This is a genomic window from Blautia sp. LMAG:36, from assembly GCF_008680535.1.
In the GTDB taxonomy this organism is placed as follows: domain Bacteria; phylum Bacillota; class Clostridia; order Lachnospirales; family Lachnospiraceae; genus Blautia_A; species Blautia_A fusiformis.
Genome location: NZ_NALB01000003.1, coordinates 418,306 through 442,724 on the forward strand (window position 1 = coordinate 418,306; position 24,419 = coordinate 442,724).

Annotated in this window: 23 protein-coding genes; 20 read left to right on the forward strand and 3 right to left on the reverse strand. The window is 46.0% G+C overall.

The window, feature by feature from the left end:
- Positions 1–52: 52 nt before the first annotated feature.
- The 13 genes from CCC17_RS02185 (at position 53) to CCC17_RS02245 (ending at position 13,036) form a co-directional block, all read left to right on the forward strand.
- Positions 53–1,240, forward strand: a complete 1,188-nt coding sequence (locus tag CCC17_RS02185; RefSeq protein ID WP_287082419.1) for a S41 family peptidase — start codon at positions 53–55, stop codon at positions 1,238–1,240.
- A gap of 21 nt (positions 1,241–1,261) precedes the next feature.
- The gene (locus CCC17_RS02190; protein ID WP_287082421.1) at positions 1,262–2,185 is read left to right on the forward strand and encodes an AEC family transporter; all 924 of its coding nucleotides are present in this window, start codon (positions 1,262–1,264) and stop codon (positions 2,183–2,185) included.
- Between the two features lie 206 nt (positions 2,186–2,391).
- The gene (locus CCC17_RS02195) at positions 2,392–3,039 is read left to right on the forward strand and encodes an L-rhamnose mutarotase (protein ID WP_287082422.1); all 648 of its coding nucleotides are present in this window, start codon (positions 2,392–2,394) and stop codon (positions 3,037–3,039) included.
- A gap of 324 nt (positions 3,040–3,363) precedes the next feature.
- A complete protein-coding gene (locus CCC17_RS02200) occupies positions 3,364–4,062 on the forward strand; it encodes a phosphatase PAP2 family protein (RefSeq protein WP_044961052.1) in 699 nt (232 codons plus the stop codon).
- The gene (locus tag CCC17_RS02205; protein ID WP_022426551.1) at positions 4,062–5,084 is read left to right on the forward strand and encodes a lysylphosphatidylglycerol synthase transmembrane domain-containing protein; all 1,023 of its coding nucleotides are present in this window, start codon (positions 4,062–4,064) and stop codon (positions 5,082–5,084) included. The genes CCC17_RS02200 and CCC17_RS02205 overlap by 1 nt, the downstream gene beginning before the upstream one ends.
- 110 nt (positions 5,085–5,194) lie before the next feature.
- Positions 5,195–5,878, forward strand: a complete 684-nt coding sequence (locus CCC17_RS02210) for a CDP-alcohol phosphatidyltransferase family protein (protein ID WP_021650799.1) — start codon at positions 5,195–5,197, stop codon at positions 5,876–5,878.
- Positions 5,875–6,741: a phosphatidylserine decarboxylase gene (locus CCC17_RS02215; RefSeq protein WP_287082423.1), complete on the forward strand. Its 867-nt coding sequence runs from the start codon at positions 5,875–5,877 to the stop codon at positions 6,739–6,741. Before CCC17_RS02210 ends, CCC17_RS02215 begins: the two co-directional genes overlap by 4 nt.
- A gap of 226 nt (positions 6,742–6,967) precedes the next feature.
- Positions 6,968–7,648 carry a response regulator transcription factor gene (locus CCC17_RS02220; RefSeq protein WP_015526981.1) on the forward strand — a complete coding sequence of 227 codons (681 nt, stop codon included), beginning with the start codon at positions 6,968–6,970 and terminating at the stop codon, positions 7,646–7,648.
- Positions 7,645–9,162 carry a sensor histidine kinase gene (locus tag CCC17_RS02225; protein ID WP_287082424.1) on the forward strand — a complete coding sequence of 506 codons (1,518 nt, stop codon included), beginning with the start codon at positions 7,645–7,647 and terminating at the stop codon, positions 9,160–9,162. The genes CCC17_RS02220 and CCC17_RS02225 overlap by 4 nt, the downstream gene beginning before the upstream one ends.
- Before the next feature lie 146 nt (positions 9,163–9,308).
- Positions 9,309–9,938, forward strand: coding sequence for an imidazole glycerol phosphate synthase subunit HisH (hisH, locus tag CCC17_RS02230; RefSeq protein ID WP_021650803.1), 630 nt, complete (start codon positions 9,309–9,311; stop codon positions 9,936–9,938).
- Positions 9,939–9,940: 2 nt separating this feature from the next.
- Entirely contained in the window at positions 9,941–10,699 is a 759-nt protein-coding gene (gene hisF, locus CCC17_RS02235) for an imidazole glycerol phosphate synthase subunit HisF (protein WP_059085355.1), read from the forward strand.
- 21 nt (positions 10,700–10,720) lie between these two features.
- Positions 10,721–11,395 carry a uracil-DNA glycosylase gene (gene ung / locus CCC17_RS02240; RefSeq protein ID WP_118513038.1) on the forward strand — a complete coding sequence of 225 codons (675 nt, stop codon included), beginning with the start codon at positions 10,721–10,723 and terminating at the stop codon, positions 11,393–11,395.
- 15 nt (positions 11,396–11,410) lie between these two features.
- Complete coding sequence (locus CCC17_RS02245; protein ID WP_287082426.1) at positions 11,411–13,036, forward strand: putative polysaccharide biosynthesis protein; 1,626 nt, start codon at positions 11,411–11,413, stop codon at positions 13,034–13,036.
- A gap of 133 nt (positions 13,037–13,169) precedes the next feature.
- On the opposite strand, the gene pepT is transcribed toward CCC17_RS02245, so the two are convergent.
- On the reverse strand, positions 13,170–14,396 hold the full coding sequence (pepT, locus tag CCC17_RS02250; protein ID WP_287082427.1) for a peptidase T: 1,227 nt from the start codon (positions 14,394–14,396) through the stop codon (positions 13,170–13,172).
- A gap of 188 nt (positions 14,397–14,584) precedes the next feature.
- Here pepT and uraA point away from each other — a divergent pair, with 188 nt between their 5' ends.
- The 6 genes from uraA to xerD all read left to right on the forward strand — a co-directional run bounded on the left by uraA (position 14,585) and on the right by xerD (position 21,301).
- A complete protein-coding gene (uraA, locus tag CCC17_RS02255; RefSeq protein WP_021650809.1) occupies positions 14,585–15,835 on the forward strand; it encodes a uracil permease in 1,251 nt (416 codons plus the stop codon).
- Between the two features lie 264 nt (positions 15,836–16,099).
- On the forward strand, positions 16,100–17,152 hold the full coding sequence (gene recA / locus CCC17_RS02260; protein ID WP_015526986.1) for a recombinase RecA: 1,053 nt from the start codon (positions 16,100–16,102) through the stop codon (positions 17,150–17,152).
- Positions 17,153–17,155: 3 nt separating this feature from the next.
- Complete coding sequence (locus tag CCC17_RS02265) at positions 17,156–17,644, forward strand: regulatory protein RecX (protein WP_195635124.1); 489 nt, start codon at positions 17,156–17,158, stop codon at positions 17,642–17,644.
- A 293-nt stretch (positions 17,645–17,937) separates the two neighbouring features.
- A complete protein-coding gene (gene rny, locus CCC17_RS02270; RefSeq protein WP_021650814.1) occupies positions 17,938–19,497 on the forward strand; it encodes a ribonuclease Y in 1,560 nt (519 codons plus the stop codon).
- Between the two features lie 131 nt (positions 19,498–19,628).
- The gene (locus CCC17_RS02275) at positions 19,629–20,237 is read left to right on the forward strand and encodes a stage II sporulation protein M (RefSeq protein WP_021650815.1); all 609 of its coding nucleotides are present in this window, start codon (positions 19,629–19,631) and stop codon (positions 20,235–20,237) included.
- A gap of 179 nt (positions 20,238–20,416) precedes the next feature.
- Positions 20,417–21,301, forward strand: a complete 885-nt coding sequence (gene xerD, locus CCC17_RS02280; RefSeq protein WP_287082428.1) for a site-specific tyrosine recombinase XerD — start codon at positions 20,417–20,419, stop codon at positions 21,299–21,301.
- 139 nt (positions 21,302–21,440) lie between these two features.
- On the opposite strand, the gene CCC17_RS02285 is transcribed toward xerD, so the two are convergent.
- Together CCC17_RS02285 and CCC17_RS02290 are read right to left on the reverse strand one after the other, a co-directional pair.
- Positions 21,441–22,472, reverse strand: a complete 1,032-nt coding sequence (locus CCC17_RS02285; RefSeq protein WP_015526991.1) for a 3-deoxy-7-phosphoheptulonate synthase — start codon at positions 22,470–22,472, stop codon at positions 21,441–21,443.
- Between the two features lie 42 nt (positions 22,473–22,514).
- Positions 22,515–23,849: a polysaccharide biosynthesis protein gene (locus CCC17_RS02290; protein WP_287082430.1), complete on the reverse strand. Its 1,335-nt coding sequence runs from the start codon at positions 23,847–23,849 to the stop codon at positions 22,515–22,517.
- A 123-nt stretch (positions 23,850–23,972) separates the two neighbouring features.
- Between CCC17_RS02290 and CCC17_RS02295 the strand changes: the two genes are divergently transcribed.
- The gene (locus CCC17_RS02295) at positions 23,973–24,401 is read left to right on the forward strand and encodes an RrF2 family transcriptional regulator (protein WP_015526993.1); all 429 of its coding nucleotides are present in this window, start codon (positions 23,973–23,975) and stop codon (positions 24,399–24,401) included.
- Positions 24,402–24,419: the final 18 nt, after the last annotated feature.

A 24,419-nucleotide genomic window follows, 5' to 3' on the forward strand; every position in this document is an offset into this window, starting at 1 on the left:
GAAAATCTGTGATCTTATCGGCTTTACCGGCTGTGCAGAAGAAAGGAAAAATATGAAAAATAAAGAATTCAAAAAAGGTATAGCCATTGGAGTGGCAGCAACGCTGGTTGTGACAGGCGCTGTTTTTACCAGCTATCAGAAAGTACTGTTTCCGAAAGGCAATGCGCTTTCCGATGTGAAAACGGTTCAGAAGCTGAATTACCTGGAAGAACTGATCGATGAAGAATATCTGGATGAAAAAGACGAAAGCAGCCTGCGTGAGGGGCTTTATGCTGGCCTGCTTGCCGGCCTGAAGGATCCGTACTCCACCTATTACACAGCAGAACAGTATAAAGAGCTGAATACTTCCAATGAAGGCTCCTACGTAGGGATCGGTGCCGTTCTTCAGAAGGATGACACCGGAGGGGCAAAGATCATACAGCTTTATGAGGGTGGCCCTGGAGAACAGGCGGGACTGAAAAAGGGAGATGTGATCAAGGCAGTAGATGGAGCTGATGTTACAGACAAAGAAACTTCCGATATTGCTGCCATGGTCCGTGACAGTGAGAAAGCTTCCGTAATGCTGACCATACAGCGGGAAAACGAAGAGAAAACCCGGGATGTCAAAGTGGAAATCCGGGATGTGGAGATCCAGATGGTTTCCCATGAGATGCTTTCCGTAGACACCGGCTATATCCGGATCTCCGAATTTTCTGAGGTGACCAGCGATCAGTATAAAAAAGCATTTGCAGATCTGAAGGAACAGGGAATGAAGAAGCTGGTTGTGGATCTCCGTGATAATCCGGGCGGTCTTCTTACTGCAGTCTGCGGCGTGCTACGCCAGATTCTTCCGGAAGGACTGATCGTCTATACAGAGGACAAAAACGGAAAAAGGGAAGAGGAGACCTGCGACGGAAAAAATGAACTGGACATGCCGCTGGCTGTTCTGGTAAACGGAAACAGTGCCAGTGCATCGGAGATCTTTGCGGGGGCGGTAAAGGACTACGGGATTGGAACGATTGTAGGAACAACTACCTATGGGAAGGGCGTGGTGCAGACCATCCAGCCTCTTACCGATGGCAGTGCGGTAAAGATCACCATCGCAAAATATTTTACGCCAAAGGGCAATGATATCAACAAAAAAGGAATCACTCCGGATGTGGAAGCAGAGCTTTCCGGAGACATCACAGACTGGACAGAACTTACACATAAAGAAGACACGCAGCTTCAGACAGCCCTGAAAGAGATCGGACAGAGCTGACGCGTTCGGAGGGGAGAAAAAATGATAACTTTACAATTATTGCAGCAGATCATCGTATTTTTTCTGATGATGTCCTGTGGATTTACAGTGGTAAAATGCGGACTTATCGATGCAAAAAGCAGCAGGACATTTTCAGTCATCTGTATCTACATCATCATGCCCTGTGTAATGATCAATGCTTTTCAGATCGAATATTCCAGAAGCATCCGGAATGGCTTCCTTCTGGCAGTGGCAGCAGCCATCCTGATCCATATTTTTCTTCTGGTATTTGTACAGATCATCGGCAAGCCACTGAAATTAAGTGTGGTAGAAAAAGAATCTATCATCTATTCCAATTCCGGAAATCTGGTGATCCCTCTTGTAACGGTAGTCCTTGGTGAAAAATGGGTGATCTATGCCAGTGCTTTCCTGAGTGTGCAGATGATCCTGATGTGGACCCACGGACAGTCGCTGATGGAGGCGAAGGCCGGCATCAACTGGAAAAAAATCCTCTGCAACATCAATCTGATCGCTATTATCCTTGGAATCGTTCTGTTCTTCACGCAGATCAGACTGCCAGTGATCCTTGGAAACACCATGAGCCAGATTTCAGCCACCCTGGGACCTGTATGTATGATCATGCTTGGAATGACCATGACGGAGGTAAAATGGAAAGATATTTTCAGCCATTCCAGGATCTATCTGATCACGATCTTGAAAATGGTGGTGACTCCGCTGCTCATACTGTTGTTTTTGAAGTATCTGCCCTTGGCTTCAATGGTAAAGGATGGAAAAACCATTCTGCTTATCAGTCTGATGGCAGTGATCACACCGTCGGCAACAACGATTGTACAGCTGGCACAGCTCTACGATCAGGACCCGGTCTATGCCAGCACCATCAATGTAATGACAACGCTGGTAAGTATCATAACCATGCCACTGATGGTCATGTTGTATCTTGCCTGAGCATCTCAGGGAATCGTTACGGATAACTTTGTGTCAGGCAACATGCTTTGCGGATATTACCTGTGAACAGTGATCGGAAATCCTGCCCTCATAATTGTAAAAACAAAATAAAAGTGATAGAATCAAATCATATGAGGGCAGAAGAACTATATCTGCTCATAGTGGAAAACATAGCACAGGATCATCAAAACAGGAGGATAGCATAAATGGAACGACATGCTTTTGCAATGAAAGTAAAAGAAGGAAAAATGAATGATTACCGTAAGACCTTAGGCGAGATCTGGCCGGAGCTTACTGCATATCTTGACCGTAACGGCATCCATAATTTCAGCATCTGGAATGCGGCAGACCTGATCTTCGGATATTACGAAAATGCAGACGGAGAGGTGCTCTCTCCGGAAGAGGAGAAAGTAAAGGCAGCATTGACTGAAAAGATCGGAGATACCTTTACCTGGATCTCTACTCCTGGAAAAGACATGCGCCTGATGTATCATAATTTTGGTGTTGTGAGAGAAAACAAAGAGCTGATCCGCCACAGAATGTTCATGACAAAATTAAAAGACGGCTGTGAGGAAGAATATAAAGCCCGTCATGACGGACTTGTGGCGCAGAGAGGCGAAACAATAGATCCGGGCCCGGACAGCAACTTCAGCATCTGGAGTGCAGGCGGATATATTTTTGGATATGATGAGATCGACACAACTATGGAAGTGGAAGAAACACCGGAAGCAAGAGAGGCAACCATCGCATGGGAGACACGCCAGCTCGGGATCATGGACTGGATCACCAACGATGTGGACTGGATGACAAAAGAAGTACATCCATCCAGTGTACGTCTTGCATGGCATAATTAAAAAATGGGAAAATAAAAAGGAAGGAGGCCGGGGCTTTGTTTGGAGGTAGCCCCGGCAGTATGAAAAAGAAAAAAGTGTTATCAAAGGTAGTACCCTTTGCACATCTAATAATATACTCATATTTTGTGGTCATTCTGTGACGTCATTCTGAAAAAAGTATGAACAAAAAAGAAAAAATAACTGAACTCAAATCTTAACAATTCTTAAACTTTCCATATTTAGTTGAAACCATACGCCCCGACTGTTATACTGTGACTAGCAGATGTTAGCAGGAGAAGAATATGTTTTATTCCTGATATCAATAAAATAATGAGGCGTGAATTTATGAAACGTTTTTGGAAATATGTAACAGGGATCGTACCTGCGTACGGGCTTTTTCCCCTTGTTTTTTCATTTGTATTTAACTGTCTTGTATATTCCGGTTCAAGGGCGATCGCAGGCGGTTGGTATCATCACAATATAGAAAGTAATCTTGATCTGCGGCTCCCATTTGTGCCGCAGTTTTTGATTATCTATTTTGGCTGTTATGTATTCTGGGCAGTGAATTATATCCTTGCGGCAAGGCAGGAGCGGGAACAGGTTTACCGTTTTTTTACTGCGGATATTATATCCCGTTGTGTGTGTCTGATCATATTTCTGGCATATCCCACTACCAATACAAGACCGGTGATCGAAGGAAACGGAATCTGGGATCTGCTGGCCGGCTGGCTGTATTCCATTGATGCGGCAGATAACCTGTTTCCATCTATCCATTGTCTGGTAAGCTGGTTCTGTTTTCTGGGGATTAAGGATCAGAAAAGAATTCCGACATGGTATAAGGGGGTATCGTTTACACTAGCTGTGCTGGTTTTTCTGTCTACCATTTTTACCAAGCAGCATGTACTTGTGGATGTGGCAGGTGGTGTGATCCTGGCTCAGGTATGCTTTATTCTGGGACAGAAAACAAAACTCTGGCATATTTATGAACGGTTTGGAACTAAAATTGAAAAGAAGATCAACAGCTATACAGAAGGTGTCAAGTGATGAAGAGCAGAAAAAAGATCATATTTAACGGAGTGTTCCTGGCAGTAGTTTTTGCCCTGACTATCTACGGCGTTTTTCACGGAGAAGACCTGTCTTCCATGATGGATGCCATACATAGGGCAGATAAACGGTGGCTGCTTCCGGGAATTGCACTGGTAGCATTTTTTATCTGGGGGGAATCCATCATTATCTGGTATATGATGCGTTCCAGCGGGATCCATCTGAAAAAAAGAACCTGCTTTCTGTTTTCGTCTGTAGGATTCTTTTTCAGCTGTATCACACCATCCGCCAGCGGCGGACAGCCCATGCAGATCTACTATATGAAAAAAGAGAAGATTTCCATTCCGGTGTCAACGGTGATCCTGATGATCGTGACGATTACCTATAAGCTGGTGCTTGTGGTAATCGGTATTGGGATCGCGATTTTCGGAAGAGGATTTCTTCACAAATATCTGGAAGGAATCCTGCCGGTGTTTTATCTGGGGCTGATGCTGAATATCTTCTGTGTCACTTTTATGACCATTCTGGTATTTCATCCGCTTTTGGCAAAAGCGATCCTGATGAAGGGCATGAAGCTTCTGGAACGGTTTCATCTGATGAGGAAAAAAGAGGGACGGCTGAAAAAACTGGAAGCTTCCATGGATACTTACCGAAATACTGCGGCATATCTGAAGAATAATCCGCTGGTGATCGTTAAAGTAATAGAGATCACTTTTATCCAGCGTATGGCACTGTTTGCAGTAACCTGGTTCGTATATCAGGCTTTTGGACTCCATGGAACCGGTTTCTGGGATATCCTTTTTCTCCAGGCAGTGATATCGGTATCTGTGGATATGCTGCCGCTTCCGGGAGGAATGGGAATCAGTGAGACTTTGTTTCTTACCATTTTCAGTCCGGTATTCGGTGGCCTGCTGCTTCCGGGAATGGTGCTTAGCAGAGGGCTGGGATATTACGGAGAGCTGCTGATCAGTGCGGTGTTTACTGCGGTGGCTCAGCTCACTATCGGAAAAAAGGAATCCTGAAAAGATTTGATCGAATGCAGATCGCGGAGATCTGCTTGACCCAGATCAGGTAAGTCTCCTGTGGGACTGTGAATATAGCCTGACATGAAAAAGAAAAAAGAGGTGTGCAAATGATAGGATTTTATGATTATACGGTAATAATGACTTACATAAGCGTAGTTTCTTCCATGATCGGAATCTTCTGCGCTGTGACGGACCATATTTCAGCAGCGGTGTGCTGTCTTGCATTTTCCGGACTGTGCGATATGTTTGACGGAAAGATCGCAAGAACCAAGAAGAACAGAACGGAGGAAGAGAAATGCTTCGGGATCCAGATCGATTCCCTTGCAGATATCGTCTGTTTCGGGATCCTTCCCATTGTGCTGGGATTTAAGCTTGGAATGTGTCATATCTACGGAATAGCTATTCTTTTATTTTACGGTCTGGCAGGCCTGATCCGTCTGGCATACTTCAATGTTATGGAGGAAAAACGTCAGAATGAAACCTCCGAAAACCGAAAATATTATCAGGGACTTCCCATCACATCCATGTCTGTGGTCCTGCCGCTTCTATTTGTGGTATCCCTGCTTTTTCCGGAGTATAAATGGTTTGTGGTGCTCCTTCATATCGCAATGCTGACGGTAGGACTTCTGTTTATCCTGGATTTTAAATTCCGTAAGCCCACCAACAGGGAGCTGGTGATCATTGTTGCGGTAGTTGCTGTGGCAGTCCTTCTTGTACTTTTCTACAACGAAGGATGGTGGAAGTTCAATTATCTCTATAAGCTTTCCATGGAGAGAGGTGGTAATCTATGATCCGGACAGCGGACAGAATGGGGCATATTACAGAGGAGGATTCCTTTCAGAACAATCTCCTGGAAAAAATCTACGGTTCTGTAGCCGGACGCATGCTGATCCGGCCGCTGGTCACTCCCGTTGTTTCCATTGCCATGGGATGGCTTCTGGATTCCAGGCTTTCGGCAGCAGCGGTGAAACCCTTTATACGGTTCAATCATCTGGATATGAGTGATTATGAAAAGCGTAAATACATCTCTTACAATGATTTTTTCAAGCGGAAGATCCGGGAGGGTGCCCGCCATATTGATATGGAACCGGGACATTTTATCAGTCCCTGTGACTGCAGGGTGAGTGTGTATCCGGTAGATGAAAAAGCCTATCTTCATATCAAACAGACCGAATATACCATAGATGAGCTTCTCAGGAATCCGTCTCTTGGAAAAAGATATCAGGGTGGCTATGTGTGGGTGCTTCGTCTCTGTGTTCAGGATTATCACAGATATATTTATCCGGACAATGCGGCGGAGTCCGGACGCATCAGGATCCCGGGAATCCTGCATACAGTCAACCCCGTGGCCAACGATGCCTATCCGATCTACAAGGAAAACAGCAGAGAGTATTCTCTTTTGAAAACAGAGAATTTCCGTACCGTGCTGATGATGGAGGTAGGTGCTCTTTTTGTCGGAAGGATTGAAAACCGGCCAGGGAAAGCATTTGTGAAACGGGGAGACGAAAAAGGAAATTTTGCTTTCGGCGGCTCCACCATTGTGCTGATCACCGAAAAAAATGCGGTAAAGCCGGATGAAGATATTTTGAACAATTCCCGTGAAGGAATTGAAACAAGAGTACTCATGGGAGAAAAGATCGGAGAATCCTTTTAGAGGGTTCTCCTTTTTTGGGCGGATAAAATTAAAAAAATGAAATTACGTTCACACACACAACACAAACCTGTGATATATTATGAGCAGTAGCAAAGTGGAATGGAAATATCCGCTTTAGAATGAACCGGAAGTAAAATCGCAGCTTTTTGTAAAGAGGGATAATACAGAGCATTTCGGGCTGTCAGCAGCTGACCGGAACAGCGACTGAGAAACGGAGGAAGATAGAATGGATGCATTAAAAATTCTTGTAGTAGATGACGAGAGCAGAATGAGAAAACTGGTAAAGGATTTTCTCACCAAAAAGAATTTCCAGGTACTGGAAGCCGGTGACGGTGAGGAGGCCATGGATATTTTTTATAAAGAAAAGGACATTGCGCTTCTGATCCTGGATGTGATGATGCCGAAGATGGATGGCTGGGAAGTATGTCGTGAGATCCGCAAAAATTCCAAGGTTCCCATCATTATGCTGACGGCAAGAGGAGATGAGCGTGATGAGCTTCTGGGATTTGAACTCGGGGTGGACGAATATATCTCCAAACCCTTCAGCCCCAAGATCCTTGTAGCACGTGTAGAAGCCATTCTTCGAAGAACGGGACAGAGCAACCCGGATGAGATACTTTCAGCAGGTGGGATTGTCATTGACAAGGCAGCGCATCAGGCAACGGTAGATGATAAACCGATGGATCTGAGCTTCAAGGAATTTGAGCTTCTGACTTATTTCCTGGAGAATGAGGGAATCGCTCTTTCCAGAGAAAAGATCCTGAATTCTGTGTGGAATTATGATTATTTCGGAGATGCCAGAACCATTGATACTCATGTCAAAAAACTGAGAAGTAAAATGGGCGATAAGGGCGAGTATATCAAGACAGTCTGGGGGATGGGCTATAAGTTTGAGGTAGGAGAATGAAAAAACCGAAGGAAAAAATAAAAAAGATCCACAGTCTCCGCCATCAGATCACAGCATACTTTATCGGTCTGCTGTTTTTATCTATTCTGACTATTACCGTGATCAACGGAGCCTTTCTTGAAAAATACTATGTGACAAAAAAGATCGATGTACTTCTGAATCTCCGAACAACTCTGGAAAATACAGATATTGACAAGATGATGAACAGCAACAGCTCGAAAGGTATGGAGAGTATTCCCGATGAAATCCAGAGAGCCTGCTCCAGAAACAATCTTTCCTGGGTTATCATTGACAGCAGCAATACCAGCTGGCTTTCCTGGGGCGAAAATGAAAAAATGCTTCAGAGCAAGCTGTTCGGATATGTCTATGATCTGGATGAGGACGGAGATAAGAGCCGGACCTTGAAGCAGGGTGACAATTATACCATCCAGCAGTCGCATGACCGTTTTGCGGGAATGGATTATGTGGAATGCTGGGGACAGCTGGATGAGGAACGTTATTTTATCATAAGGACACCCCTTGAGAGCATCCGGGAGAGCGCTGATATTTCCAATAAGTTTTACTTTGCGGTAGGTCTGATGATCATAATCTTAAGTGGTCTGGTCATTATGGTCGTGACCAGGAGGATCACCCGTCCCATCAGTGAGCTTACGGAACTTTCCAGAAAAATGTCAGATCTGGATTTTGAGGCAAAATACGAGAGCAAGGTCGGCAATGAGATCGATGTTCTGGGAGATAATTTCAACCGGATGTCCTCACAGCTGGAGACTACCATCAGTGAACTGAAATCTGCAAACAATGAACTGCAGCGTGACATTGAGGACAAGATCAAGATCGACAAGATGCGAAAGGAATTTCTGGATAACGTGTCCCATGAACTGAAAACTCCCATTGCCCTGATCCAGGGCTATGCAGAAGGCTTAAAAGAAAATATTTCTGATGATCCTGAGAGCAGAGAGTTCTATTGCGATGTCATTATGGATGAAGCCTCCAAGATGAATAAATTGGTAAAAAATCTTCTAACACTGAATCAGCTGGAATCCGGCAAAGATGCAGTTGTAATGGAGCGGTTTGATATCGTATCCCTGATCCGCGGCGTGCTTCAGACCATGAATATCATGATCGGGCAGAAGAATGCAAAAGTGATCTTTGAGGCGGAGAAGCCGGTTTATGTATGGGCCGATGAGTTTAAGATCGAAGAGGTTGTGACAAACTATGTAAGCAATGCCCTGAACCATCTGGAGGGAGAGAAAGAAATCGAGATCAAGCTGCAGGATGAGGGTAACCGTGTGAAGATCAGTGTGTTTAACACAGGGACTCCGATCCCTGAGGCAGATGTACCGAATCTCTGGAATAAATTTTATAAAGTTGATAAAGCGAGAACTAGGGAATACGGCGGAAGCGGTATCGGTTTATCCATTGTAAAGGCCATCATGGAAAGCATGAACCAGGAATATGGCGTGCAGAACTTTGATAATGGCGTGGAATTCTGGTTTACACTGGACCGGAAATAATAAAACTTTACCGTGATAATGTGAAAAAATGGGCGGCAGCAGAGAAAAGTCTTTGCAACCGCCTGTTTTTGCGTTATACTAAAGCAATGTAAATCGAAGGTGAGAGAGGAATATCGAGATACAAAAGAGCAGGAGGAAGCATTATTATGATAGGAATCATTGACTATGATGCAGGAAACATCAAAAGTGTGGAAAAAGCACTTCAGTATCTGGGACAGGAGACTGTCGTCTCAAGAGATCCCCAGGTGCTTCTGAAAGCAGATAAAGTAATCCTTCCGGGGGTTGGAAGCTTTGGTGATGCTATGGAAAATCTCAAAAAATACGGACTTGTTCCGGTAATACATGAGATCGTGGAAAAGGGAACGCCCTTTCTTGGGATATGCCTGGGACTGCAGCTGCTTTTTGAGAGCAGTGATGAGACACCGGGAGTGGAAGGTCTTGGAATCCTGAAGGGGAAAATCCTGCGCATCCCGCCAAGTCCGGGACTGAAGATTCCGCATATGGGCTGGAATTCCCTGCATATTCAGAACAGCGGAAGATTATTTAAGGGTATTCCGGAAAACACATACGTTTACTTTGTACATTCCTATTATCTTCAGGCAGAGGAGGAAGAGATCGTGAAAGCGACCACTCAGTACAGCACATGCATCCATGCGTCTGTGGAGAAGGGAAATGTATTTGCGTGTCAGTTCCATCCGGAAAAAAGCAGCCGGTGGGGCTTGAAGATCCTTGAGAATTTTGCGGCACTTGAGTCAGGCACCGGAAAGGAGGCATAATCATGTTTACAAAAAGAATCATTCCATGTCTGGATGTAAATAAAGGACGTGTAGTAAAAGGCGTGAATTTTGTTGATCTTAAGGATGCCGGAGATCCGGTGGAAATTGCCAAAGCTTACGATGCAGCCGGTGCGGACGAGCTTGTTTTTCTTGATATCACTGCCTCCTGCGAGGAGCGTGATACCGTGGTGGATATGGTAAGAGCTGTTGCAGCCAACGTATTTATCCCGTTTACCGTAGGCGGAGGAATCCGTACCGTAGATGATTTCCGGAAGCTTCTCCGTGAAGGTGCAGATAAGATTTCTGTAAATTCCGCAGCTATCGACCGTCCGGAGCTGATCCATGAGGCCGCACAGAAATTCGGAAGCCAGTGTGTAGTAGTTGCCATTGATGCCAAGAGAAGACAGGATGGCGGCTGGAATATCTACAAACATGGCGGAAGACTGGATACCGGTATTGATGCTCTTGAATGGGCAAAGAAGGTGGAAGAACTTGGCGCAGGTGAGATCCTTCTTACCAGCATGGACTGTGACGGAACCAAGGCCGGGTATGATATTGAACTTACAAGAGCCGTTGCAGATGCGGTTTCCATTCCGGTGATCGCCTCCGGTGGTGCCGGAACCCTGGAGCATTTTTATGATGCACTGACAGAAGGCGGAGCAGATGCGGCACTGGCAGCATCTCTGTTCCACTACAAAGAGCTGGAGATCCGGGAAGTGAAGGATTACCTTGCGGAAAAAGGAATTTCCGTGAGAAGATAAGTTGGATGAGAGGTGATAGATATGGCTCCTATAGCAGGAGACTGGCAGGAGGCACTGAAAGGTGAGTTTCATCAGCCCTACTATGCCAAACTTTATAAAACCGTGATGACAGAATACAGAACAAGAAAGATTTTTCCGCCGCCGGAAGATATGTTCAATGCGTTTCATTTTACGCCTCTGCATCAGGTAAAGGTTGTGATCCTGGGACAGGACCCCTATCACAATGACGGACAGGCTCATGGGCTTTGCTTTTCCGTAAAAAAAGGTGTGGAAACACCGCCATCTCTGGTGAATATTTATAAGGAACTTGAGGATGATATGGGATGTTATATCCCAAACAATGGTAATCTGGAAAAATGGGCAAAGCAGGGCGTGCTTCTTTTGAACACAGTGCTGACTGTACGTGCACATCAGGCCAATTCCCACAGAGGAATCGGCTGGGAACAGTTTACCGATGCGGCCATCCGGATCCTGGACCAGGAGGATCGCCCGATCGTGTTTCTTCTCTGGGGGCGGCCTGCTCAGATGAAGGCATCCATGCTTCATAATCCGAAGCATCTGATCCTGGAAGCACCACATCCAAGTCCCCTTTCTGCCTACAGGGGATTTTTCGGATGCAGGCATTTCAGCAAGGCTAATGAATTTTTGAAAGCCAATGGGGTAGAACCTGTTGACTGGCAGATTGAGAATATTTAAGTTAGGGAAAGTAAAATGGGTAAAAAAAATGATAACACACTTGTGAAAAACGCATCTTTTCTTATGGTTGCGGCGCTGATCTCCAAGATCATCGGAATGCTGTATAAGAGTCCGCTTTCAACCACACTGGGAAGTCAGAGCTTTGCACTTTTTCAGTTTGCACAGAATGTATATTTTATTCTGCTGATGATTGCGTCCTTCAGTATTCCTCAGGCTGTATCCAAGATCATGGCGGAGAAGATTGCTTTTCACAGATATAAGGATGCACAGAAGGTATTTTACGGCGCACTGATCTATGCGGCAGTTGCCGGCGGTATCGTGGCGCTGATCTGTGTATTTGGCGCAGGGATCCTGGTTCCGGACAGCATGGCGAACGCCCGTCTGGCACTGCAGATGCTTGCACCCACAATTTTCATGTCCGGTCTCTGCGGTGTATTCCGTGGATATTTCCAGGCATACCGCAATATGATGCCTACATCGATCTCGCAGATCATTGAGCAGATCTTTGTGGCAACCTTTGCGCTTCTGATGTCACATGTATTTATCCAGCATTTTTCCGCAACAGGAGATATGGATCTGGTCCATCGCTGGGGTGCGGCAGGTGCTACCATGGGTACCGGAGCAGGTGTGGCTTCCGCGCTGATCTTTATGCTGATCGTTTATGGGGTAAACCGTAAGATCATCCGGAAAAGGATCGTCAATGACCGCCATTCTGTAAATGAGAGTATGGGTCATGTAATGAGCAATATCGTGCTCATCATCATGCCGATCATTCTCAGTGCTTTTATTTATAATGTAAACGGATATATCAACAGCTATATGTATTCCGGTATCATGGATATCAAGGGTGCTGCCAAGGACGTGATCCAGACCTTGTATTCCGAGTACGGATATTATATGACGCTGATCAATATCCCGCTTACCCTAGCAAGTACAGCACCGACATCTATGATCCCTGAGGTTTCCGCGCATTATGCAATGCACGATATTGAAGGTGCAAATATGAAGACAGACCGTGCCACATGGATCAGTATGCTGATCTCTATTCCGGCGGCAGTAGGTCTTGCAGTTCTTTCCGGACCGATCACGAGACTGATCTTCCCGGGAACCAATGGCGTAGGCGGACAGCTTCTGATCCTGGGAGGAATCACCATTATCCTGAATGGCAACTCCAATATCACCAACGGTGTACTTCAGGGAATCGGCAAGCCGAAGCTCCCGATGATCCATGCAGCCATTGCACTGGTGGCAGATGTGATAGCCATGGCCCTGCTGCTGGTATTTACCAATCTTGGTGTTTATACTATTGTCATCGCCCAGATCGTTTATGCAGTTGTGATGTGTCTTCTCAATGATCGTTCCATCAAGAAATATATGGGCTATAAGAATCCGTGGAGAAGTGCTTATTTAAGCCCGTTCCTTGCATCTATCCCGATGGGAGTTGTTGCGGGAGTGGTGTATTACGGATTGTATGCACTGATCCATTCCAATGTGATCTGTCTTGGTATTTCCGTGATCCTGGCAGCAGGTGTATACTTTATTGTATATCTGTTTGTAAGCAAGCCCGGTGAAGATGAGCTGGGTATGATGCCTGGTGGAAGATATATGAAGAAGCTGGCGAGAATGATGAAGATCATCTGATTTTGAGAGTTTTACAGGATAATAAAAAAATACCCGCAGATTTATTCCGGCGAATGATGGATCGGATGATCTGCGGGTGTTTTTTACATTATCTCAGATTACTGGTAATGCAGGTTTTGAAAAAAGTTTCTTCTCAGTATTCCCTCTGGGAAAACAGCTTTATGATCTCCAGGGTAACTTCTACAGCGGCATCCATTCCTTCCACTGTGATGTGCTCATAAGGCCCGTGATAGGCATGTCCGCCGGTTCCCAGATTCGGGCAGGGCAGTCCCATGAAGCTTAGCTGTGCACCATCTGTGCCGCCGCGGATAGGCAGGATGAGAGGTGCGACATCACAGTTACGGCAGGCTTCCTCTGCCAGGATGATCAGCCACGGGCAGGTATCGATGACCTCTTTCATATTGCGGTACTGCTGGGTGATGGTAAGAGTTACGGTGCCTTTGCCCCATTTTTCATTGAGGATTTCTGCGATATGTGAGAGCGTTTTCTGGCGTACTTCAAAAGAAGCGGCATCGTGATCACGGACAATATACTGAAGTTCAGCCTGGGAAACATCTCCTTTCATGGAGCAAAGATGGAAAAATCCTTCATAGTCCGCTGTGTTCCTTGGAGTATCCGCAGATGGAAGCATGGAATTAAACTCCATGGCAACGAGAGCAGCGTTGACCATGGTATTTTTGGAGGAACCGGGGTGGACATTGACACCCTGGAAAGTCACTTTTGCGCCGCAGGCGTTGAAATTCTCGTACTGGATCTCGCCTTCCGTATCACCGTCCAGGGTATATGCATAATCCGCACCGAATTTTTTTACATCAAAGTGGGCCGGTCCCATGCCGATTTCTTCATCCGGAGTAAAAGCGACGCAGAGAGGTCCGTGAGGTATTTTTTCCGTAAGGATATGCTCCAGCGCAGTGATGATCTCTGCAATGCCGGCCTTGTCGTCTGCGCCCAGGATCGTGGTTCCGTCTGAGGTGATCAGGGTACGCCCGGCAAGTGAAGCAAGATGGGGGAACATTTCCGGGGAAAGAGTTCTGCCGCTTGTGCCGAGAGGGAGCTCTTTTCCATCGTAATCTTCTGTAACCACCGGTGTGACTGCATGGTCGCAGAAATCGGAAACCGTATCCATATGAGCGATAAAGCCCAGTGCTTTGCAGTGCTCCAGACCTTCTGTAGCAGGAAGATGTGCATAAACGTAGCAATGTTCATCCAGAGACACATCGGAGATCCCAAGATCCTTCATTTCCTCCACAAGAAACCGGGCCAGGTCAAACTGGCACTGGGAAGAGGGGGAAGAAGAGCTTTCTTCATTGCTGGGTGTGGATATTTTTACATAGGATAGAAGTCGTTGGTATGCTTTCATAGAAGAATATTCCTTTCTGAAAAAATCTATCCGGAACAGGTTATGGCCGCATTTATGAAGCCGTTCTGTTTTTCCGGAGATAATAACAGTATACCACACAGTATCCGTATATTTTCAGAAAAAATCTCCCACGATATGAAAACCTGTGCTATAATCTGTGAGATAATAAAAAACAGGAGGATTTGAGAGTGGAAAAAAGAATCATACAGGTCGAAGAAAAAGTACCTGCAAAGATGCTGATACCGTTAAGTATCCAGCACATGTTCGCCATGTTCGGAGCATCCGTACTGGTGCCATTCCTTTTTGGTATCAGTCCGGCTATTGTGCTTCTGATGAATGGTGTGGGAACACTCCTTTTTATTTTCATCACAAAAGGAAAGGCACCGGCTTATTTGGGCTCCAGTTTTGCCTTCCTTTCACCGGCTCTTCTGGTGATCAGCAAGTATGGATATGAGTATGCCCTTGGTGGTTTCGTTGTTCTGGGTATTGCTGGTATGTGCGTGGCATTGATCGTCCGCCAGTGCGGAACAGACTGGATCGATATCGTGCTTCCTACAGCGGCAATGGGACCGGTAGTGGCACTGATCGGTCTGGAACTTGCGGGAAATGCAGCAAGTACGGCAGGACTTCTGGACGAGAAGGTAGATCCGAAGAATGTGATAGTATTTCTGGTCACACTTGGAGTTGCGGTATTCGGGCAGATCCTGTTTCGGGGCTTCCTTTCTGTTATTCCGATCCTGATCGCGATCATTGCGGGATATGTGGCAGCAGGTGCATGCGGGCTTCTGGATTTTACACAGGTAAGGGAAGCGGCATTTTTGGCTCTTCCCAACTTTACATCTCCGAAATTTAATTTTGAGGCCATTATGACGATCTTTCCGGCATTGCTTCTGGTAACCTCCGAGCATATCGGCCATCAGATTGTAACCGGAAAGATCGTTGGAAGGAATCTTCTGAAAGATCCGGGTCTCCACAGATCCCTGTTTGCAGATTTCTTCTCTACCACAGTTTCCGGATGCCTTGGTTCTGTGCCGACAACTACTTACGGTGAGAACATCGGTGTCATGGCAGTGACAAAGGTTTACAGTGTACAGGTGATCGGTGGTGCGGCAGTGCTTTCCATCTGCTGTTCCTTCCTTGGTAAACTGGCAGCCCTGATCAGTACCATTCCCGGTCCGGTGATCGGTGGGATTTCTTTCCTTCTTTACGGAATGATCGGAACCTCCGGCCTTCGTATGCTGGTTGACAATCACGTGGATTACAGCAAGTCCAGAAATCTGACGCTGACAAGCGTTGTCTTTGTTGTAGGTCTTTCCGGAATTGCCCTGAAGCTTGGAAATGTTGAGCTTACCGGTATGGTGCTGGCATGTGTGGTTGCCATGGCATTAAGCCTTGTATTCTATATTCTGGACAAACTGAAGCTGACCAACGATCAGTGACAGGAAATATATTGCATAAAAAGCAGATGAAGAGGGAAATCTTTTTATCTGCTTTTTTGCATTCAGAGAGGAAAAAGAAATCATGTATGGGAAGTTTTTTGTCGGATTTTTAGAGATCCTGTCAACAAAAAAACAGAAGGATTTTCAAGTATCTTATTGACAATCATTCCGTTTTATAATACTATGTAATACAGAAAACACGAACAAAGGTTCGGATTAAAGGAAACCTGATTAGAAAGAGAATAAAGAATAGGAGATTACATAATGATCAGTGAAGAGAAGCAGAAGGCGCTGGAAGCGGCTCTTGGAAATATTGAGAAACAGTTCGGTAAAGGCTCTGTCATGAAGCTTGGAGATTCCAGTTCCCATATGCAGGTGGAGGCAGTTCCCACAGGATGCTTAAGCCTGGATATCGCCCTTGGCGTAGGTGGTGTTCCCAAGGGACGTATCGTGGAGATCTACGGACCGGAGTCCAGTGGTAAGACAACGGTAGCCTTACATATGGTCGCTGAAGTGCAGAAGAGAGGCGGAATCGCAGGATTTATCGATGCGGAGCATGCTCTTGATCCTGTTTATGCCAAGAGTATAGGTGTTGATATCGACAACCTTTATATTTCACAGCCGGATAACGGAGAGCAGGCGCTGGAGATCACAGAGACTATGGTACGTTCCGGTGCTGTGGATATCGTGATCGTGGACTCTGTTGCAGCCCTAGTCCCCAAGGCTGAGATCGAAGGAGATATGGGAGACAGCCATGTAGGTCTGCAGGCCCGTCTGATGTCACAGGCACTCCGTAAACTGACAGCTGTTATCAGCAAGTCCAACTGCGTGGTGATCTTTATCAACCAGCTTCGTGAAAAGGTTGGAGTGATGTTTGGCAATCCGGAAACTACAACCGGTGGACGTGCGCTGAAATTCTATGCATCTGTCCGTATGGATGTACGCCGTGTGGAAACATTGAAGCAGGGTGGTGAGATGGTCGGAAACCACACCCGTGTGAAAGTAGTTAAGAACAAGGTGGCTCCGCCATTTAAGCAGGCAGAGTTTGATATCATGTTCGGAACCGGTATTTCCAGAGAGGGAGATATCCTGGATCTGGCTGCAGAATGCTCCATCGTAAACAAGAGCGGAGCCTGGTATGCATATGAAGGGGATAAGATCGGACAGGGACGTGAGAATGCCAAATTATTCCTGAGAGAGCATCCGGAGATCCGCGATGAGATCGAGAAGAAGGTTCGTGTACATTATCATCTGGATCCGGCAGATGAGACAGCAGAAGCAGCAGTACAGGCAGAAGATACAGAGAAGGAAGAGTAATCCATGCTGGATCTGGAAGAACGAAACCGTGCAAGAAAGAAAGCCATGCGGCTTCTGGAACATATGGACCGCACAGAGAAAGGCCTGACGGATAAACTCCGTCAGGCTGAATTTTCACCGGAGGCAGTAGAAGATGCCATTGCTTATGTGAAGTCCTATGGGTATATCAACGATGCCCGTTATGCCAGAACCTATATCTCCTTCCGTATGGAATCCAGAAGTCGTCAGAAGATCCTCTCGGAGCTTCAGTTAAAGGGTGTGGACCGTCAGACTGCCCTGGATGCCTGGAATGAGATGGAAGAGCTTATGGAACCGGACGAGCGGGAGGTATTACGCAGGACGATCGAGAAGAAATATGCGCCGGACACAGAGCTTGATGAAGGACAGATGCGAAGGCTGTATGGATATCTGGCCAGACGAGCGTTCCGGTATGAGGATATTTCCCATACCCTGGAAGAAATGAACATCCGGGTGAACCGTGATATGGAATAACTCGTTACTGTTCACTGGTAATGTCCCGCGAGGTGTTTTTTGTGAGCGAAGGTCACAGAAAACCCGAGACATACCGCGCGAATTTATGCGATCAGCATAAATTCTGTGCATCGCGAAGCGTGTTACTGAGAACGGAGTGAACAGTAACAATAACTCTGCGGAGAAAAAGAGCCAGTTTATATGTGCTAACCAAAATCTGCTTTTTCATGAGAAAAACTTGACATAAATGTGAAAAACAGCTAAACTTGTATTGTTGTATTTGTACAATGAAAACTAAATAAGGAGGTGCTCCTGTGGCAGGCACAATTATCGGTGTTATTGTCGCTGTGGTAGTCACGCTACTTATTGCAGTTCCTGTTACTTGCAAGGTTGCTGTTGACAAGAAAGTACGCAAGGATGCGGAAATCATAGGTACAGCAGAGGATAAGGCAAGGAATATTCTTGATGAAGCATTGAAAGCAGCAGAGACCAAGAAACGCGAAACTTTACTTGAAGTAAAGGAAGAATCTCTGCGAACTAAAAATGAACTGGAAAGGGAAACCAAGGAACGGAGAAACGAGCTGCAGAGATACGAGAAGCGAGTTTTGTCAAAAGAGGAATCTGTTGACAAAAAAGCCAATGCAGTGGAGAAGCGTGAGCTGGAATGTACAGCGAAATTTAACGAGTTACAAGAAAAAGAAAAACGAGTAAATGAACTTGAGGAAAAAGGAGTACAGGAACTGGAACGAGTTTCAGGTCTTACCTCCGAACAGGCAAAAGAAGAATTACTGAAATCTGTAGAAGATGACGTAAAGGTGGATGTTGCAAGACTCTATAAAGAGCTTGAGAACAGAGCCAAGGAAGATGCCAATAAGAAAGCCAGGGAATATGTAGTCAATGCCATTCAGAAATGTGCAGTGGATCATGTTTCCGAGACAACGATTTCTGTGGTACAGCTTCCAAGTGATGAAATGAAGGGAAGGATCATCGGTCGTGAAGGCCGTAACATCCGTACACTTGAGACACTTACCGGTGTGGATCTGATCATTGATGATACACCGGAGGCAGTGGTACTCTCCGCATTTGATCCGATCAGGAGAGAGATCGCCAGAGTGGCTCTTGAGAAACTGATCGTGGATGGACGTATCCATCCGGCAAGAATTGAAGAGATGGTAGAGAAAGCCCAGAAAGAAGTGGAAGCACAGATCCGGGAAGACGGTGAGAATGCTGCCATGGATGTAGGGGTACATGGAATCCATCCGGAACTTCTGAAGCTTCTTGGACGTATGAAATTCCGTTCAAGCTATGGACAGAATGCTCTGAGACATTCAATTGAGGTTGCACAGCTTTCCGGACTCCTTGCAGGAGAAGTTGGTGTGGATGTGCGTATGGCCAAGCGTGCCGGACTTCTTCATGACATTGGTAAATCCATTGACCATGAGGTAGAAGGTTCTCATATTCAGATCGGTGTGGATCTCTGCAAGAAATACAAGGAGTCCCCGATCGTTATCAACACGGTTGCGTCTCATCATGGTGATGTGGAGCCGGAATCTCTGATCGCGTGTATTGTACAGGCTGCTGATGCAATTTCCGCAGCAAGACCTGGAGCAAGACGTGAGACCCTGGAAACCTATACCAATCGTCTGAAACAGCTTGAGGATATCACCAATGAATTCAAGGGTGTAGAGAAATCTTTTGCTATTCAGGCAGGAAGAGAAATTCGTGTTATGGTCGTGCCGGATCATGTAAGTGATGCAGATATGGTTCTCCTTGCAAGAGATATTGCAAAGCAGATCGAGGCAGAGCTTGAGTATCCTGGACAGATCAAAGTTAATGTGATCCGTGAAAGCAGAGCGGTTGACTACGCAAAATAAGCTTTCAATGGAAGAAAGTTCTGGAAATACCAAAGGCCGGACAGCTTTTTAGCTGGCCGGCCTTTTTTTGTCATGTGGAAAAACGGTCATATTACTGGAAAAACAGGCGTAAACTGGTACAGGGTGAGTAAATGGAGAGTAAGACAGAGAACCGGAAGTGGAAAAATGCCGGACGTTTTCCGGCGGAGCTTCTTTTTATGACCGGAGTTTTTGCGGGAAATGTGTTGCCGAATCTGATCTGGAAAATGGAGTGGAAGCAGAAAACCCTGGCTTCTTTTTATCTGATCCGCAGCTTTGCAGGAAAAGATATTTCCGGCGGAGCTTATTTCCTGGAAGTGCTGCGACGAAGAGGAGGTTTTTTTCTTCTGTTGTTTTTATGCGGATTTACAATATTCGGAGTGCCTTTGACGGTCGCATATATGCTGTTTTTGGGAATGGAGACAGGAATGATCCTGGCATTATCGGTTCTGGAATTTGGTATTTATGGCGGTGTGGCCGGTGCCGGACTTCTGATGCCGCAGTATCTGGTCTATATTCCGGCGTATTTTTATCTTGCAGGTATCGTATACAGACAATCGTATGGGATCTGGAAAAATTATGGACTTGTGCCGCAGAAAACAGGGGCTTATTTTCGGCAGGGGATCACAGTTTTTCTGCTGTATACAGGAGGAATCCTTGCAGAAAGTTTTCTGAATCCCTGGATCGTAGAAAAAGTTATAAAGGGCCTGAAATTTTTTTGAGGAAAATTTCCACAATATCTAGTAATGGTTTCCATAAAATCTGCGATATTTGGTGGTTTGTGCCGGAAAGTGTTGAAATTGTGCGGTTTTACGATGAAAAACTGTTTGATTTTATGTAAAATTCACAGTATAATTCAGTCATAAACGAGTATGATTTTAGAGAAACGGGATGCAGAGAAATGGACATAGAGATACGGGAATTTATTACATATTTACATAATAGAAAAAGGACGTCACATAATACAGAAGTATCTTACCAGAGAGACCTGAAGAAGATGGCAGTGTATTTTGCAGATCGTGGGATCTATGATATCCGAGATGTAGGAGAACTGGAGCTGGAAGGCTATCTCAGCTATATGGAGAGAGGACAGTTCGCTTCCTCAACGATCTCCAGAAATGTAGCATCTATCCGTGCCTTGTTTCAGTATCTTTATCAGGAGAACAGGATCGAGAGGGATCCGTCTCTGGAACTGAAGCCGCCCAAGGTTGAGAAGCGGATACCGGAGATCCTTACTGTGGATGAGGTAGACCGCCTTTTGAAACAGCCGGATCTGAATACACCGAAGGGAATCCGGGACAGTGCCATGCTGGAGCTTTTGTATGCTACAGGAATGCGCGTCAGTGAACTTTTGCGGCTGAATCTGGAGGATCTCAATCTGCGGCTTGGTTATGTAGTCTGTCACGATGAGGATAAGGAACGGGTGATCCCGATAGGAAATGTATGCAAAACAGCCATGGAGAAATATCTGAAGGAAGCCCGTGGAAAATTTGTGAAAGAAAATGAGACGGAGAGTCTTTTTACCAACTGTTCAGGAAAATCCATGAGCAGACAGGGATTCTGGAAGGTTCTGAAGGGATATGCAGAGGAAGCCGGGATCCAGCATGATATCACGCCGCATACACTGAGACATTCTTTTGCCGCACATATGCTGCAGAATGGAGCGGACGTGAAGAGTGTGCAGGAAATGCTTGGACATTCGGATATTTCCACCACACAGGTCTATCTGAATTTTGGCGTTGCGAAAATGCGAGACGTATATATGAAAGCACATCCGAGGCATTGATCTGTAAGAAATAATATAAAAAACGCGTTCAAAAAAGAACCGGCAGCTTCCAAAATGGAAGAATGCCGGTTCTTTTTTTGAACATAAAGTGTAAAAGGATCACAAATATCCGTTTCCTGAACTGCAGATCAGATAGATCTTAGCAATTTTCAGCAATCGTGTAAAGCAGCTTCTCAGACTCATCCCAACCAAGGCAGGCATCTGTGATGGATTTTCCGTAGATGTGATCTCCACCGATCTTCTGGTTGCCTGGCTCGATATAGCTCTCGATCATGAGACCCTTTACCATGGAGTGAAGCTCAGGATCTACCTGACGGCTGTGAAGAACCTCACTTGCGATACGAACCTGCTGCTCGTAATGCTTGTTGGAGTTGGAGTGGTTGGTATCCACGATCACTGCCGGGTTGGCAAGGTTCTTTGCATGGTATTTGTCATAGAGAAGACGAAGATCCTCGTAATGGTAGTTCGGGATCGCTTCCCCATGCTTGTTTACTGCACCGCGAAGGATTGCGTGAGAGAGTGGGTTGCCGGTGGTCTCAACCTCCCAGCTTCTGTAAATAAAACGATGAGCGCCCTGTGCTGCAACAATGGAGTTCAGCATAACGCTGTAGTCACCACTGGTAGGGTTCTTCATACCAGCCGGAACATCCATGCCGCTGACAGTGAGTCTGTGCTGCTGATCTTCAACAGAACGTGCGCCTACAGCAACGTAGGAAAGCAGATCAGAGAGATAACGGTAGTTCTCCGGGTAAAGCATCTCATCTGCACAGGTGAAGCCACTTTCGCGGATAGCACGCATGTGCATCTTGCGGATCGCGATCAGTCCGGCAAGAAGGTTCGGTTTTTTCTCAGGATCCGGCTGATGGACCATTCCCTTGTATCCTTCACCGGTCGTACGTGGTTTGTTTGTGTAAACACGCGGGATGATAAGGACTTTATCCTCGATCTTTTCCTGAACTTTGCGAAGTCTTAAAAGATAATCGCATACGGCATCTTCGTTATCTGCAGAACATGGTCCGATGATAGCGAGGAATTTATCGGATTTTCCGGTGAAAACGTCGCGAATCTCAGCATCGCGTTTCTCCTTGAGCGCCTGAAGTTCAGCATCGAGCGGATACTGATTGCGGATTTCCTCAGGAGTTGGCAGTTTTTTTATGAATTCAAAACTCATAGTACTTTATTCCTCCATAACTATAGACATTTCGATTATTTATTATAAACGATTATTGGTCGATTGTCGATAGGGAAATTTTAGCGCTTTCACGTGTAGAAGAGTAAGCAGCAGCTCACCCAGAAAAATTCCGTAAAAATAGCCTCGGATCCCTGTTGCCGGAATTATAAAAACAACGGAGAAAATACGGATGAGAATGCCGGCAATACTGTGGATCAGACAGAGCCCCGGTTTTCCAAGTCCCTGCAGGATGCTGGTGAGCATGGTGTTTGTATAAAGAAAAGGACAGATAAAAGACAGATACCGTATGTAGGTTCCGGCAGTCTGGCTGTGAAAAAGCAATGTTCCGAGGAATGGGCCAAAAAGAAAGAATCCGCTTCCGCACAGAAATCCCAGGAACATGCACAGAAAAAAGGTCTGATCTGTGACACGGCGGATCTGCTTCTGCTTTCCCAGTGCATCAAGCTGTGCGATGGAAGGCATCAGCATTACAGCAGCGGAAGACGTAAGTGTGGAAGGAAACAGGAGCAGGGGCAGTGCCATTCCTGTAAAGATCCCATAGATCTTCAGTGAGTCTGAGGCTGTCATGCCGGAACGCAGAAGCATCTGTGGGATCAGGACCGCTTCTATGCTGCCGAGAAGTGTCAGAAGGATCCTGTTCAGGGAAATGGGAAAAGACAGTGTGAAAAGGTCCTTTATCAGCGGAAAGATCCTGACGGGAGTCTTTTCGTGTACAGGGTGATTTCCGAAATGAAAGGAAACTACCAGCAGCGACACCAGCGAAGCGGCAGTCTCTCCGGCAAGGGAACCTCCCGCTGCAATCAATGCAGTGATCGGACGTCCTTCGGAAAGAAAGATCAGATACAGGATATAGGTAGTGCCGATCCGTGCAGACTGCTCCGAAAGCTGCACGGCTGCCGGAACAGAGGCTTTTTTCCGGGCATAATAATAGCTGTTAATGCAGGAATGAATGGCACAGAGAGGAATACTGACAGCTGTTATTCGAAGAAGACCGGCAGTCTGCGGTGTTTTCAGAATTGCGGAAGCAAAAAAATATGCGTGCTGAAAAAGCAGAAAACCGGCTACAGCAGAAAAAAAGACAGCCATAAGTGTTCCTGTGACCAGCGAAAAACGTGCCTCCTTTTTCTCCTGAAGGGCAAGTCTGGACGCGATCAGTCGGGAAAGGGCAGACTGGATCCCTGTATAGGATAAAGCGGCCATAAGTCCCTGGAGAGGAAGAACCAGCTGATACAAACCAAGACCTTCCGCACCAATGGCATGGGAGAGGAATATTCTATAAAAGAAACCTGCGATACGGCTGATAAGGCCTGTGCAGGCAAGAATCAGGGTTCCTCTGAGAAATATTTTTTTTGACATGGATAACCTTGAGTCTTTTTTGTCAGTATATGAAGAAGTTAGTCTTGACAGAACCATATGTTTCTGATAGAGTAAACATGAAATCCGAGGAAAACACTGGGAATTGAAAAAAGAGGTGAGCGGATGAAACTGTCAACAAGAGCAAAATACGGACTTAAGGCTTTGATAGACCTTGGTCTTTACAGTGAAAAAGAAGCGGTCTCGCTTCAGAGTATTGCGGGCCGTCAGAATATATCAGTCAGCTATCTGGAGCAGCTGATGGCACTTTTGAAGAAAGCGGGCCTTGTGAAGAGTGTCCGCGGTGCAGCCGGAGGATATTTCCTTGGAAGACCGGCAGAAGAGATTTCAGTGGGAGATATCCTTCGTGTCCTGGAGGGTGGCCTGGAGGCTGCAACATGTCCGGGAACAGAAGGTGACGGTGGCTGCCAAGGTTCTGATCTCTGCGTGGCTAAATTAGTGTGGAAGAGGATCAACGACAGCATCACAGATGCAGTGGATACCCTGATGCTCAGTGAGCTGATCGAAGAAAGCCGGAGAATACACGAAAAATAATTATCCTGAACAGGAGGA

What these genes read in the sequence shown, in the direction of transcription:
- CCC17_RS02190 (WP_287082421.1), top strand. Translation starts at nt 1,262, where the DNA reads ATGATAACTTTACAATTATTGCAGCAGATCATCGTATTTTTTCTGATG.
- CCC17_RS02205 (WP_022426551.1), top strand. Translation starts at nt 4,062, where the DNA reads ATGAAGAGCAGAAAAAAGATCATATTTAACGGAGTGTTCCTGGCAGTA.
- CCC17_RS02275 (WP_021650815.1), top strand. Translation starts at nt 19,629, where the DNA reads ATGGAGAGTAAGACAGAGAACCGGAAGTGGAAAAATGCCGGACGTTTT.
- CCC17_RS02225 (WP_287082424.1), top strand. Translation starts at nt 7,645, where the DNA reads ATGAAAAAACCGAAGGAAAAAATAAAAAAGATCCACAGTCTCCGCCAT.
- CCC17_RS02245 (WP_287082426.1), top strand. Translation starts at nt 11,411, where the DNA reads ATGGGTAAAAAAAATGATAACACACTTGTGAAAAACGCATCTTTTCTT.
- CCC17_RS02215 (WP_287082423.1), top strand. Translation starts at nt 5,875, where the DNA reads ATGATCCGGACAGCGGACAGAATGGGGCATATTACAGAGGAGGATTCC.
- ung (WP_118513038.1), top strand. Translation starts at nt 10,721, where the DNA reads ATGGCTCCTATAGCAGGAGACTGGCAGGAGGCACTGAAAGGTGAGTTT.
- CCC17_RS02210 (WP_021650799.1), top strand. Translation starts at nt 5,195, where the DNA reads ATGATAGGATTTTATGATTATACGGTAATAATGACTTACATAAGCGTA.
- CCC17_RS02265 (WP_195635124.1), top strand. Translation starts at nt 17,156, where the DNA reads ATGCTGGATCTGGAAGAACGAAACCGTGCAAGAAAGAAAGCCATGCGG.
- CCC17_RS02290 (WP_287082430.1), bottom strand. Translation starts at nt 23,849, where the DNA reads ATGTCAAAAAAAATATTTCTCAGAGGAACCCTGATTCTTGCCTGCACA.
- xerD (WP_287082428.1), top strand. Translation starts at nt 20,417, where the DNA reads ATGGACATAGAGATACGGGAATTTATTACATATTTACATAATAGAAAA.
- CCC17_RS02185 (WP_287082419.1), top strand. Translation starts at nt 53, where the DNA reads ATGAAAAATAAAGAATTCAAAAAAGGTATAGCCATTGGAGTGGCAGCA.
- hisF (WP_059085355.1), top strand. Translation starts at nt 9,941, where the DNA reads ATGTTTACAAAAAGAATCATTCCATGTCTGGATGTAAATAAAGGACGT.
- CCC17_RS02295 (WP_015526993.1), top strand. Translation starts at nt 23,973, where the DNA reads ATGAAACTGTCAACAAGAGCAAAATACGGACTTAAGGCTTTGATAGAC.
- CCC17_RS02285 (WP_015526991.1), bottom strand. Translation starts at nt 22,472, where the DNA reads ATGAGTTTTGAATTCATAAAAAAACTGCCAACTCCTGAGGAAATCCGC.
- CCC17_RS02220 (WP_015526981.1), top strand. Translation starts at nt 6,968, where the DNA reads ATGGATGCATTAAAAATTCTTGTAGTAGATGACGAGAGCAGAATGAGA.
- hisH (WP_021650803.1), top strand. Translation starts at nt 9,309, where the DNA reads ATGATAGGAATCATTGACTATGATGCAGGAAACATCAAAAGTGTGGAA.
- pepT (WP_287082427.1), bottom strand. Translation starts at nt 14,396, where the DNA reads ATGAAAGCATACCAACGACTTCTATCCTATGTAAAAATATCCACACCC.
- CCC17_RS02200 (WP_044961052.1), top strand. Translation starts at nt 3,364, where the DNA reads ATGAAACGTTTTTGGAAATATGTAACAGGGATCGTACCTGCGTACGGG.
- CCC17_RS02195 (WP_287082422.1), top strand. Translation starts at nt 2,392, where the DNA reads ATGGAACGACATGCTTTTGCAATGAAAGTAAAAGAAGGAAAAATGAAT.
- recA (WP_015526986.1), top strand. Translation starts at nt 16,100, where the DNA reads ATGATCAGTGAAGAGAAGCAGAAGGCGCTGGAAGCGGCTCTTGGAAAT.